Origin of the sequence: Nitrospira sp. (assembly GCA_029194675.1) — a bacterium.
Lineage (GTDB): Bacteria > Nitrospirota > Nitrospiria > Nitrospirales > Nitrospiraceae > Nitrospira_D.
This window is the reverse complement of sequence record JARFXP010000003.1, coordinates 20,211-32,699: the sequence shown is the minus strand read 5'-3', so window position 1 is coordinate 32,699 and position 12,489 is coordinate 20,211. Positions and strand designations below refer to the sequence as shown.

The following is a 12,489-nucleotide window of genomic DNA, read 5'->3' as shown; positions in this document are numbered from 1 at the left end:
TTTTTCGTGCCGACGCCGGCTGTGGCTATCTTTAACTATGGGCAATCTCGTCATTATCGGTGCTCAGTGGGGCGATGAAGGCAAGGGCAAGATCGTTGACATCTTAGCCCGAGGCGCCGATATCGTCGTACGCTATCAAGGAGGTTCCAACGCCGGGCATACCGTGATTAACGAGCGGGGGACCTATATTTTCCATCTCATCCCGTCGGGAATTTTGTATCGAGGGACGACCTGTGTCATCGGCAATGGTGTCGTCGTCGATCCTGGTTCTTTGATCGAAGAGATGGATCTGCTCCAGACGAAGGGCATCGCGATTGGCAAGAACTTCGCCGTCAGTCAGCGGGCGCACCTGATCCTCCCCTATCATAAGGCGATCGACCGCGCGTCGGAACAGTCGAAGGGATCACGGAAGATTGGTACGACCGGACGGGGGATCGGACCCTCATACGCTGACAAGATGGCGCGGATCGGAATTCTCATGGGGGATCTGCTGAACGCATCGTTGTTCAAGAGAAAACTCGAAGAGAATCTTGTCGAGATGAACTGGTTCTTAGAACGATTGTACAAAGTCGAGACGTTTCGGGTCGACAAAGTCTTCGATCAATACATGGGTTATGCTGATCGACTCAGGAGCCACATCGTCGATACCACCCTGTTGTTGAATCGCGCGATAGAAAAAAACAAGACGGTCTTATTTGAAGGGGCTCAAGGCACAAACCTGGATGTGGACTTCGGCACTTATCCCTATGTGACCTCGTCCAGTGCCGCGGCAGGCGGAGCCTGTACAGGCACCGGTGTCGGTCCCACCATGATTGACGCGGTCATGGGCATCGCCAAGGCCTACTCGACAAGAGTCGGCAGTGGGCCGTTTCCGACCGAACTGACCGATGAGGTCGGACGGGGGCTCCAGGAACGAGGGCGGGAATTCGGTTCGACTACAGGACGTGCGAGGCGATGCGGTTGGTTTGACGCGGTCGTGGTTCGTCATGCGACGCTGGTGAATGGGCTCACGTCCCTGGCTCTGACCAAGCTCGATGTGCTCGACGGCTGCAAGGAGTTGAAGCTCTGCATCGGGTACAGACATGGGGGTACCATCTATAAGAGCATGCCGGCTGATTTGGACCTGTTGACCAGCTGCGAGCCGGTCTATCAACGGATGAAAGGGTGGACCACTGCAACGACAGGGACGACCAGCTATAAACGGCTCCCGGTCGAAGCGAAACGCTACTTGACTCGTGTCGAAGAGTTGTCGCAGTGCCGAATCGATATGATCTCGACCGGGTCCAAGCGCACGGAGACAATCATGCTGCGTAATCCCTTGGACTGCTCTCGCCGGCGCCCCAAACGCTCTTGAAAAATAGTCAATAGTCATCCGTCATTCGATGATGGTAGGATTGCAACGCCCGTGAAGAGGGATGATCATTTTCAACGTCGAGAAGAGTCTGGGCTGTTCAGGAATCACGTCACGATACAGGGTAACTACAAAAGCAACAGGATGTTCAAAAAGGCTTTCCGACAAGGCCGCAGGTTGTCCGGCGACTGAGACGTACGCTGTTCGGTACGTCGCAGGGAGACGGACGACCGAGGACGACGCCGGAAGCCTTTTTCAACATCCTCATGTGAGCCGGTAGCTCAGTCGGTAGAGCATCGCCCTTTTAAGGCGAGGGCCCTGGGTTCGAGTCCCAGCCGGCTCACCATCAAAATCAAGCAGTTGCAGTGAACCAGCCATAACAGCTTTCCTTTCATAGGACAAGCCATAGGACATTTTGAAGACGGAATCGAGCTTCGTGACCGCCTCACGGAGCTTCTGATCCCAGGCAGGACCGCCATGCGAGTAGCATGCGGTCATGCCGGGCATCCGATGGCCGAGAAGCGCCTGTCTCACTTCATAATCGACGCCAAGACCCTGCAATCGGGTGGCGAACGTATGGCGAAGGTCGTGGAAGTGGAGATCTTGGATTTTGGCCAGACTACAGGCACGAGCCCAATACTTCTTGAACGCCCGCACGTCATTCCATCGACGGAACACTCGGCCGTCAGCGAGTGAGGGCAAGGGGTCTCGGAGTGCCCACAAGGCTGAGGCGTTCAGAGGAATACGTGCCGGGGTGCCCTTCAGTTTGGTCGCACTCGGCGGCAGGACCAACCACCAGCCGACGACTTCTTCTCGGACCCAGGCGCGAGCAATGCTGAGGAGCTTGGCTTCTCGCAATCCGGTGTTGAGTTCAGCCACGATGACGCGCCACAATTCTTTGAGAACTTCAGGCGTCACACGATCCTTGAGCAGTCGAATTCGTTCGAGTTCCTGAACCTCTGCAACACGGGTACGCCGTTGAGGGTCAAGCAGTTCCACCGCCTTGAGGCGATTCTTGTCCAGCCAATCATAGCGGACACCCAGGTTCAGCAATCGCATCAGCAGCAGCCACTCACGTCGAATGGTGCCGGCCACAACCCCTGCCGCTTGGCGCGCAAGCACGTAGCCGAGGCCGTCCTTAGGCGTGAGAGAAACAAGCGACCGATCGCCCAAGGCCGGCAAGAGGTGATTCTCAAGGATGCCCTTCGGGCGAGCCCGATCAACCCGTTTCTTGAGCGTGAAACTGTCCCAAAACAGTGGCACCAGGCCGTGGAGAGTCCGTCTGTCTTGTCGACCCTGAGCTCACCCAACTTCCGGACATGGAAGAAGCCTTCAGGTCCGCCCGTCGATTCGTGACGGAAAGCCAAGGTGAATCAGGTTAAGGTTGATGTTAATGTTGTGTCTGAACCGGGAGCTTTCATTTTCCCCTGAACCTCAACCTTAGCCTCAGTTCTTCGGGGCACTCATGGCACACTACGACCTACTCGTCATCGGCACGGGACCGGCCGGCCAAAAGGCCGCCGTGCAGGCGGCCAAACTTGGTAAGAAGGTGGGCTTGATCGAGAAGAAGGAAGTCGTCGGAGGCGTCTGCATCAACACCGGCACGATTCCGAGTAAGGCCCTGCGCGAAGCCGTGCTCTATTTTTCCGGAATTCCACAGCGCAGCATCTATGGCACCCCGTACCGACTCAAGCAAACAGTTACAATCGAGGAACTCGCCCGCCACGCCAACTACGTCATCACGAACGAGGTCAGGATCGTGCACGATCAGATGGCTCGGAACCGCGTTGATCTGATTTTCGGATCAGCCAGTTTTCTCGATCCACACCGTCTCCTCATCCAACACCGGAGCGGTCCAAGCGAACACACGGCAGATTTCATCGTCATCGCCGTTGGCACAGAACCAAGCCGCCCGCGCGCGATCCCGTTCGACGACTCCTCCATCATCGATACGGACGGGCTCCTGACCCTAAGGCAGCTTCCCTCTTCCATCGTGATCGTCGGAGGTGGGGTCATCGGCACAGAGTACGCCTCCATGCTTGCTGCGCTGGGAATTCCCACCACCCTCATCGACAAGCGACCTCGTCTGTTAGAGTTTGCCGATGCCGAGGTCATCGACAATCTCCAGCGACAGATGAAAGACTATGGCGTCACCCTGTATCACGATGAAGAAGTCCTCGCGATCAAGAAGGAGTCTGACAATTCTATCCATGTCGGTTTGCGACAGGCCAAGCCGATCCAAGCATCCACGCTCATGTATGCGATCGGCCGGGTCGGCGCGACAAAGGGGCTCAACCTGGAAGCGGTGGGATTGAAACCGGACAATCGGGGTCGCCTGAGCGTGAACGAACACTTCCAGACCGCGGTTCCGCATATCTATGGGGCCGGCGACGTCATCGGCTTTCCGGCCCTTGCCTCGACCTCCATGCAGCAAGGCCGCCATGCCTCCTGCGATGCCTTCGGCCATCCGAATCATACCGACAATTCGTTGTTGCCCTACGGCATTTACTCCATTCCGCAAATCTCCATGGTGGGACGGAACGAGGCAGAACTTACTCAGGCCGGGGTGCCCTATGCCGTGGGCATCGCTCGCTATAAAGAGATCGCCCGTGGGCTGCTGATGGGGGACGAAACCGGCATGCTCAAGCTCTTGTTTCACCGGCAGACCTACGAATTGCTCGGCGTCCATATCATCGGAGAAGGGGCTACGGAGCTCATCCACATTGGTCAGGCCATCATGGCTCATCGTAGTCGAATTCACTATTTCATCGACACGGTCTTCAATTACCCGACTCTGGCGGAATGTTACAAAGTCGCCGCACTGGATGGCATCAATCGCCTACCGCGTCCCTGGGCTCCATACCGGTAAGAAGCTGACATGTCTTCGCATTGGGATTGCTTCGGGAGGTAGCAGAAGTCCCTGGTGTAGAGTCTCTCAAATAGTTATAAAGTCAGCACCTGTTTAGCCCGGTGAATCTTGCGGAGGATCTCCTCCCTCTTGGCTTCCCAGACACAACGCGTGGGTGAAGTGCATCTGAAACCGTGGGTGTTTTGCCTGCCACTTGTGGACGTCGCCAGATCGTGGCCTTGATGTTGCCATGGGGCAAGACCGGAACCGGAGTGCCGGAGAGGATTCTGCAGCGAGAGTGACAGTGCGCGTGGGCGAGCGATGCGTTTCGCAGGTGGTGGCCGGTCCATCCCCGCCTTGGCGGCAGGGGTTTTCTCCTGGCAAGCCTGGATCAGTTGAAACTCTTCCACCGTGCGCTTTGGCCGGCCACTGGGATTTCCACTCACCCCCGGGTCGTAAGGCCGTCCGACACACCCGCCGTGTCTCTGTTTTCTCCCTGCTCGCAGGCCTCACGGCATGCCTTCTCCCGAGGCGTTGCCCTGCGTTTCGTTTCCGGTAACGGCTGTCCTTCCTCCTGGATCGGTCGGGCCGACGGGAGCGAGAAACCGGTCCAGACGCGTCTTATAGGCTGCCACCTGGTGTTGGTGATCCTGAACCTGGTCTTGGTATCCAGGCGAGCGCACGTACGGCAGAAGGCGGTCTCGTTGCTCCCGCAACCCCTTTCCTTCGGCTAGAATCGCACGGTATTCAGCGATGTATCCCTTTAGCGCATTCTCCACAACCGACCACACCGCCAGATCCAGCGCGCCGGCTACCCTCCGAATCTCGGTGATCGTCGGCTGACTGGTCCAGACATCGAGCCGATGAAGATTCTGCTGTCGCCTGATCGCGCGGTGGCGCTTGACTCGATCCTTGACTGCCATCGTTCACCCGTCCCATTAATCAATGATACTGCTTCAAAATTCACACCTTAGAGCGCCCACCCCCCCCCCTTGCCTTACGCAATGGCCTCCTTTGCTGTCGCCCTCGGTCCATGCGCGAGGTTGTCACGCCCGCAGGACTCCACCAACAGATGCAGCCCGATGAGATCGGGGAGACTGGAACAATGTTTCAAGCGATCGTGTCCAGACACGGGCCCGCATGGGGCAAATTGGGCGCCGGCAAGGAGCTCACCGAGCTTGTCGAGGGAGGGCACCATACTGCAAGGCGAGACTCATCAAACGGGCGATCACGTCATACAGACCGATGAGCTCCGGGGTGCAGTCGGCCCCTTTCACTCGAAGGAATAGTTCAGCTGGAGCCGGATCGTCGTGAACGGAGATATAGAGGGTACGTCCAGCAACGCGGACTTTCTGGGTGACGTGATTCCGGCGTGACGGAAGAGAACGACGCGAAGAGGGGTGTCCTATATCGGACACGCTTACTGTAACTCGTTGGAAATCCTTGTCACTCATCGGACGATTCCGTGGAGTGATCTTGTTGATTTAGTTCAGAAATATCGGTGCTTTTAAGGCGAGGGCCCTGGGTTCGAGTCCCAGTCGGCTCACCAATCCAAGCTTGCTCGTGCCGTGCGCCTCATAATAACGGTGCACGGATAAATCCTACCAGTGCTTTTCCCAGCATCCAGCGCAGACGAAGCCTCACAGTTCCGCTTCGCCAAGGCTTCATCCATCCTCCGTAGCAGAGTACTGCGGGGACGGGCAACCATGGCTTCCCGCGTAGGCAGGTGACCTTGGATGTCACGCCTCAGGTGATGGGTCCATCCCGCCTTTCCTTCTAAGTCACCGTACATCCGAAGTTTTTGGTCAATTGTTCACGCCTTTGTCTTGTGACCCGCCCTGTCACGCCCTACTATTATGATCGTGGCCATCTAACCCAATTGGGGAGGCCAGGAATAAGCAGCGCGGGCGTCGATCGAGGGCTTCAATCAGTGCGTAAAGTCGCTTCAGGACGAGCGAGGGAAATGGAAGGTATATGTAAGGAGGGGAGGATATCGTGAAGCAGGCACTGATTGTCTTGAATGCATTGGTATTGGTGGCGACCCAGGCTGGTGCGGAAGATCTCGGCAATCTCAGTGCGAATCCGTTTCTGTACGAGTCCACCGCCAATCCGTTCGGCAAAGGTAGTCCCTTCGCGCCGAACGGCATCAACAATCCCTTCAGTCCCTACGGCAGTCCCTTCAGCAATAAATCAGCAACGAATCCTTTCGCCACTGAGGCGCCGAGACTGTACGACCAGCAGGACAACTATCGCGGCAAGCTGAGCGCCAACCCGTTCGATCCGGACTCGACTGCAAACCGCTTCGGCCGGTATGGGTCGCCGTTTTCGCAGGATTCGATCAATAACCCATTCGGTGCGGGCAGCCGGTTCAAACACGACTCACCGAACAATCCATACGGTTCAGGATGGAGAATTGAAGGACAGTAGATCGGTTATTATTCCATCCGTAGTGAAATTTTTGGAACGGTTATAGGTATAGGGCCCTGGCTTTACTATTCACAGTAAGGCGACTGTGTCGTTGGGTTGAAACGTGCATCTATGCAGCCGCAGCATCGTACTTGTTGTTTGTCGCCGCTTGTTGCAATACGTGAAAGTGGCTATGCTTGCGCGCCCGAAATACAAATCCATGCCGTAAAAAGACAGGCGCGAGGTTATATTTCACCCAATGAGCAAGCTCGAAGACCTCCAACCAAACGCAGCCATTCGTGGCATCCTTCCTGATGCCCTCGTTACGGTTGTCAATGTGCAATGGTTCGGCTCCGAGGCAATTGAGCTCACCTACAAAGATCCAGGCGGACGGGTCGCCAATCAGTTGCTCTACCGCCATGATGAACCACGCCTGGAGGTCGTCGAAGCAGGCCGGCCCTGGAGCTTCGATGGTGATGGGGCTCTCTTCCGCTTAGTTTCCGAGGCTCATCGAATACGACTTGCTCATCTATTTGATCCTGTTCTTGCCGTTCATACATCAGTAGTGGAGCCACTACCGCATCAGATTACGGCGGTCTACGACGCGATGCTTCCGCGGCAACCCCTCCGATTCCTGCTTGCCGACGATCCCGGAGCCGGGAAAACCATTATGGCCGGACTGTTGATGAAAGAGATGATCGCGCGGGGCGATCTTCAGCGATGTCTCGTCGTGTGTCCAGGGAGCCTTGCTGAGCAATGGCAGGATGAACTTTACCGTCGGTTTCAGCTCCCGTTCGAGATTTTGACAAACGATAAACTCGAAGCCGCGCGGACAGGAAACTGGTTCCTTGAGACGAATCTCGTCATCGCCCGCCTCGATAAGCTCTCGCGCAATGAAGATGTGCAGCAAAAGCTTCAAGCCCCTGATTGTCGATGGGACCTCATCGTCTGTGACGAAGCTCACAAGCTATCTGCGACGTATTTTGGCGGGGAGATCAAGTACACGAAACGCTACCGCCTCGCGCAACTCCTTTCTACCCTGACACGGCATTTCCTGTTAATGACAGCCACACCTCACAATGGAAAGGAGGAGGACTTCCAGCTCTTCATGGCGCTGCTCGATGGGGACCGCTTTGAGGGGCGATTTCGCGATGGCGTCCATCAAGTGGACGTGTCCGATCTCATGCGTCGCATGGTAAAGGAGAGCCTCCTCAAATTTGATGCCACTCCGCTGTTCCCGGAGCGCATGGCCTATACCGTTCCCTATAAATTGTCCGACCCAGAAGCCCAGTTATACCAATCCGTCACCGACTATGTCCGCGATGAGTTCAACCGGGCCGAGGCTCTGCAAAACGACAAACGGGCTGGAACCGTTGGATTTGCCCTCACGATTCTCCAACGGAGACTGGCATCCTCACCGGAGGCGATCTATCAGTCACTGCGTCGCCGTTGCGAGCGGCTAGAAAGCCGGCAGCGCGAACTTGAACTGCTTCAGCGTGGTGGGCAACCCGCCCCTGCCGTCCCAACCACTGGCCCCACGCTTGATGCCGATGATGTGGAGGATCTCGAAGACGCACCGGACAACGAGGTCGAGCAAGCCGAGGAAGAAATCCTTGACCAGGCGACAGCGGCACGAACCATTGCAGAACTCAAAGCGGAGATTGAAACGCTCAAGGGGCTTGAAGCTCTCGCACTCACAGTTCGTAAAAGCGGCACGGATACCAAATGGCGTGAGCTCGCCAGCTTGTTCGGTGTCATTTTCACCCCAGCAGCTCTTGCGAATCATGTCGCCGAAAGTTCCCCGCCCTATGGAAAGGGTGGCATTCCCAAGCCTACATCCTCGGCTCGTCAAAAGCTTGTCATCTTCACTGAACACCGGGACACGCTGAATTATTTAGAGAATCGCATCGGGACACTTCTTGGGCGGAAGGAAGCCTTGGTCATCATCCATGGCGGGATGGGCAGGGAAGAGCGAATGAAGGCGCAGGAGTCTTTCAAGCACGACCCTGAAGTGCAAGTATTGCTTGCGACCGACGCTGCGGGCGAAGGCATCAACTTGCAACGTGCCCACCTGATGGTGAACTACGACCTTCCATGGAATCCCAATCGGATTGAGCAGCGCTTCGGTCGCATTCACCGCATTGGCCAGACCGAAGTCTGTCATCTCTGGAATCTTGTGGCAGAGGAGACACGAGAGGGTGACGTATATCGGAGGTTCCTGGAGAAGCTAGAGGAAGCAAGGAACGCGCTTGGCGGGAAGGTTTTCGATGTACTCGGCAAGCTCCAGTTTGACGGCAAGCAGCTTCGTGATCTGCTCATCGAAGCGATACGATACGGCGAAAGACCGGATGTGCAGGAGCGCCTCACGCGAGTGGTAGCAGATGCGTTCGATCGAAACAAACTGCAGGACCTTCTGGAAGAGCGGGCACTCGCGCACGATGCGATGGATGCCAGCCGCGTCTATCGCATCAGGGAAGATATGGAACGAGCCGAAGCAAGACGCCTCCAGCCGCATTACATCGAGTCGTTCTTTCTTGAAGCCTTTCAGCGCTTGGGTGGAACACCAAAACAGCGGGAGTCTCGGCGGTATGAAATCACGCACGTCCCCGCTCCCGTTCGCAATCGGGATCGTCTGATTGGGATTGGGGAGCCCATCCTACCGCGTTATGAGCGCATCGCATTTGAAAAAGCGCTGGTGGCTCCGCAAGGCCAAGCACCGGCAGCCTTCGTCTGCCCTGGGCATCCGCTGCTGGAAGCGACGATCGATCTGACCCTTGAACGGAACAGGGATCTTCTGAAGCGCGGCACGATACTGGTGGACGAGCGAGACCTAGGCACAAAGCCGCGGGTGCTGTTTTATGTGGAACATGCCATCCAAGACGCGAGTCTGACACGGTCCGGCGATCGTCGTGTAGTCTCGAAGCGCATGCTCTACATCGAACTCGACGAAAACGGTACCGCGAGGCACCTGCATTACGCTCCGTATCTGGACTATCGTCCCCTCAAGTCCGACGAGCCGTCCATAGAGGCGATTCTGGCTAGACCGGAATGCGCATGGCTCACACGCGAGCTGGAGCACAAGGCCCAGGGCTACGCAGTAGCCAACGTGGTGCCGGAACACCTTCAAGAGGTCCGCTCGCGGAAGCTCGATCTCATCGCGAAAACCGAAGCTGCTGTCAAAGAACGCCTGACGAAAGAAATCACCTACTGGGACCATCGAGCCGAACAGCTCAAGCTCCAGGAGCAGGCGGGTAAAGCAAATGCCAGGCTCAATTCAGCTGAAGCTCGCAAACGTGCTGATGGTCTACAAGCTCGATTGGAGAAACGCCTTGAGGAGCTGAAGCAGGAGCGGCAGCTGTCGCCCTTGCCACCTGTGATTATCGGGGGGCTGATGGTTGTCCCCATGGGTCTTCTCGTGGCGATGGCAGGGCGATCCAAGCCGACGAGTGCGGAGTCGCCCGACACTCAAGCCTCGGCGGCACGTGCACGTGCAGTGGTTATGGAGATCGAACGCAGCCTCGGCTTTAATCCGGTGGATCGAGAACAGGACAAACTGGGTTACGACATCGAGAGCCGAGTTCCTGGAACTGGCAAGCTGCGGTTTCTCGAGGTGAAGGGGCGAGTGACAGGGGCGGGCACCATCGCAGTCACCAAGAACGAAATTCTGTATTCGCTAAACAAGCCCGACGACTTCATTCTGGCCATTGTCGAATTTCTCGATGACAACTCGCACCGAGTTCATTACGTTCGCCAACCGTTTCAGCGTGAACCGGACTTTGGCGTCACCAGCGTGAATTATGGTTTCCCGGAGCTGATAGCGAGAGCGGAGATCCCTGGATGATCACGCCAGACGAATTGTAGGCTCTGGTGGAAAGACCTTTATGTCTTTATTAATGGATTCGTGGTCGGTGCAAAACGCAATTCGGCGCAATAAAAACGCAATTCCAACGCAATTCTTCTTGCAACGCATTGATAAAGCGCTGCTTCGTGGCTAGCATGTTCCAGGATGACCGCAGGCAAATGCGAATTGCTACGAGGAACAGGCTCAATGCATGAGCCAAGACCTTTGGAGAACGACATGTCTTAGGGACATGGAGTCGCTGTCAAGGTAACCAAGCTTCATCAGCAAAGCACTAATCGGGTAAGCCGATCACTTGGGAAAGGCGGTTGTTTCATGGCCAGAACAAATCTCTTAAACACCCGCACGACCAATCTGCTCGAACTGATCGGGAACGGGAGGATTTATCGGGTGCCTCCTTACCAGCGCGACTACTCTTGGGAAGAGGAGCAGTGGGAGGACCTCTGGAACGACATCATCGATCTGCGCGGCCGGCCGGATGACCGGCACTATATGGGCGCTCTCGTCGTGGAAGGAAAGAGCGATCGAGAGTTCCTTATTATTGATGGCCAACAGAGGCTGGCAACATTGAGCCTCCTGTCCCTTGCGGTCATAGCCAAGCTCAGAAAAATGGCAGAGGGCGGTAAGGACCCGGACGCCAACCGCGAACGGGCAGCTGGACTGCGAAGTCGGTTCATTGGCGAGAAAGACCCGGCTTCACTTGTTGAGAGTAGTAAGCTGTTTTTGAATGAGACGGACAACGCGTTCTATCAGGACTATCTTGTGCAGCTACGTCCCCCCTTGAATCCTCGGGGACTACCGAAGTCGAACCGCTTGCTGTGGGAATGCTTCGAGTACTATCACAAGCAACTGAATGGTGTGCCGGAATTCGGAACCGATGGCACGATCCTAGCCGAGTTATTATCCGAAACGGTCGCTCGACAGCTCATGTTTATCTTGATCACGGTAGAGGATCAAATAAACGCCTACACGGTGTTCGAAACGCTAAACGCCCGGGGGCTCGAGCTGACGACCACCGATTTGCTGAAGAACTATTTGTTTTCTCGTGTTCAAGTAGCGGCCGATCTGCAGATCTTGCAGCGGCGCTGGCGGTCGCTGGTTGCCACGGTCCGACAGGAACGTTTTCCTGAATTCCTTCGGTATCATCTCCTATGTGAACAACCGAAGATTCGAAGTGAGCGCCTTTTCAAGTTGGTGAGAGAGCGGGCGCGGGCTCCGCAGGATGTCTTTGCGCTACTTGATGCTCTAGAAGCTCGCGCAGAACTGTTTGCAGCCTTGTCCGACCCTAACCATGGATATTGGGCCGAACTGACCGATGCCAGGCCATTTATCCGTGAACTGAACCTGTTTCGCGTGCGACAGATGACGCCGCTTATCTTTGCCGCATGGGAGAAACTCTCGAAAGCGGACTTTGTCCGTCTCCTCAGGCTCATCAGCGTCATCTCCTTCCGGTATTCCGTGGTGAGCAGCCTCAACACGAATGCGCTCGAACCGATCTATCATGGGGCAGCGAAGGCGGTCCTCGATGGGATCGCGGTCACCCCCGGGCACATATTTGAACGACTGAAGCCCATCTACGTGGAGGATGGAAAGTTCGAGCAAGACTTCGCATTGTTGACGCTGGAAACCGCGGGACAACGAAAGAAGTTGGCGAAATATATGCTTGCTCTCTTTGAACAGGACGCATCCGGCCGTGCCTGCGACCCTGATACGGATCCCGCCACAATCGAGCATATTCTGCCAGAGAACCCGCTCGATGACTGGAACGAGCACTTTCCTCGGGCACATTGGGATTCGGCTGTATACAGGCTAGGCAATCTCACTCTCTTGGAGCCTGCTCTGAATCGCCAAGTCGGCAACCTCTCTTATGCGAGCAAGCTCACGGCCTACGGGCAAAGCGCCTACACATTGTCGCGCCAGGTAACTGAGATGGCTACTGAACAGTGGACGCTCGAACTGTTGAATGAGCGGCAACGAAGACTCGCCAAGCGGGCAGTCCATCTCTGGCGTTCGGACTTTGCCTGA

The 12,489-nt window shown here is 56.1% G+C and carries 8 protein-coding genes and 1 tRNA gene; 7 read left to right on the top strand and 2 right to left on the bottom strand.

What is annotated here, in order from left to right; genetic code table 11:
• The first annotated feature begins 37 nt into the window (after positions 1-37).
• The 4 genes from P0120_15110 to sthA all read left to right on the top strand — a co-directional run bounded on the left by P0120_15110 (position 38) and on the right by sthA (position 4,220).
• The gene (locus tag P0120_15110) at positions 38-1,354 is read left to right on the top strand and encodes an adenylosuccinate synthase (GenBank protein ID MDF0675649.1); all 1,317 of its coding nucleotides are present in this window, start codon (positions 38-40) and stop codon (positions 1,352-1,354) included.
• 267 nt (positions 1,355-1,621) lie between these two features.
• A tRNA-Lys gene (locus P0120_15105) sits at positions 1,622-1,697 on the top strand.
• A gap of 131 nt (positions 1,698-1,828) precedes the next feature.
• A complete protein-coding gene (locus tag P0120_15100; protein MDF0675648.1) occupies positions 1,829-2,047 on the top strand; it encodes a hypothetical protein in 219 nt (72 codons plus the stop codon).
• A 769-nt stretch (positions 2,048-2,816) separates the two neighbouring features.
• The gene (gene sthA / locus P0120_15095) at positions 2,817-4,220 is read left to right on the top strand and encodes a Si-specific NAD(P)(+) transhydrogenase (GenBank protein ID MDF0675647.1); all 1,404 of its coding nucleotides are present in this window, start codon (positions 2,817-2,819) and stop codon (positions 4,218-4,220) included.
• Between the two features lie 488 nt (positions 4,221-4,708).
• On the opposite strand, the gene P0120_15090 is transcribed toward sthA, so the two are convergent.
• Both P0120_15090 and P0120_15085 read right to left on the bottom strand, forming a co-directional pair.
• Positions 4,709-5,122: a hypothetical protein gene (locus P0120_15090; GenBank protein ID MDF0675646.1), complete on the bottom strand. Its 414-nt coding sequence runs from the start codon at positions 5,120-5,122 to the stop codon at positions 4,709-4,711.
• 246 nt (positions 5,123-5,368) lie between these two features.
• Complete coding sequence (locus tag P0120_15085) at positions 5,369-5,653, bottom strand: hypothetical protein (protein MDF0675645.1); 285 nt, start codon at positions 5,651-5,653, stop codon at positions 5,369-5,371.
• Positions 5,654-6,194: 541 nt separating this feature from the next.
• Here P0120_15085 and P0120_15080 point away from each other — a divergent pair.
• The 3 genes from P0120_15080 to P0120_15070 all read left to right on the top strand — a co-directional run bounded on the left by P0120_15080 (position 6,195) and on the right by P0120_15070 (position 12,489).
• Positions 6,195-6,626 carry a hypothetical protein gene (locus P0120_15080; protein MDF0675644.1) on the top strand — a complete coding sequence of 144 codons (432 nt, stop codon included), beginning with the start codon at positions 6,195-6,197 and terminating at the stop codon, positions 6,624-6,626.
• A 238-nt stretch (positions 6,627-6,864) separates the two neighbouring features.
• Complete coding sequence (locus P0120_15075) at positions 6,865-10,446, top strand: helicase-related protein (GenBank protein ID MDF0675643.1); 3,582 nt, start codon at positions 6,865-6,867, stop codon at positions 10,444-10,446.
• Between the two features lie 333 nt (positions 10,447-10,779).
• On the top strand, positions 10,780-12,489 hold the full coding sequence (locus tag P0120_15070) for a DUF262 domain-containing HNH endonuclease family protein (protein MDF0675642.1): 1,710 nt from the start codon (positions 10,780-10,782) through the stop codon (positions 12,487-12,489).

Coding starts and splice junctions, on each gene's coding strand:
- P0120_15090 (MDF0675646.1), bottom strand. CDS start 5,122: ATGGCAGTCAAGGATCGAGTCAAGCGCCACCGCGCGATCAGGCGACAG.
- P0120_15070 (MDF0675642.1), top strand. CDS start 10,780: ATGGCCAGAACAAATCTCTTAAACACCCGCACGACCAATCTGCTCGAA.
- P0120_15075 (MDF0675643.1), top strand. CDS start 6,865: ATGAGCAAGCTCGAAGACCTCCAACCAAACGCAGCCATTCGTGGCATC.
- P0120_15100 (MDF0675648.1), top strand. CDS start 1,829: ATGCGAGTAGCATGCGGTCATGCCGGGCATCCGATGGCCGAGAAGCGC.
- P0120_15110 (MDF0675649.1), top strand. CDS start 38: ATGGGCAATCTCGTCATTATCGGTGCTCAGTGGGGCGATGAAGGCAAG.
- P0120_15085 (MDF0675645.1), bottom strand. CDS start 5,653: ATGAGTGACAAGGATTTCCAACGAGTTACAGTAAGCGTGTCCGATATA.
- sthA (MDF0675647.1), top strand. CDS start 2,817: ATGGCACACTACGACCTACTCGTCATCGGCACGGGACCGGCCGGCCAA.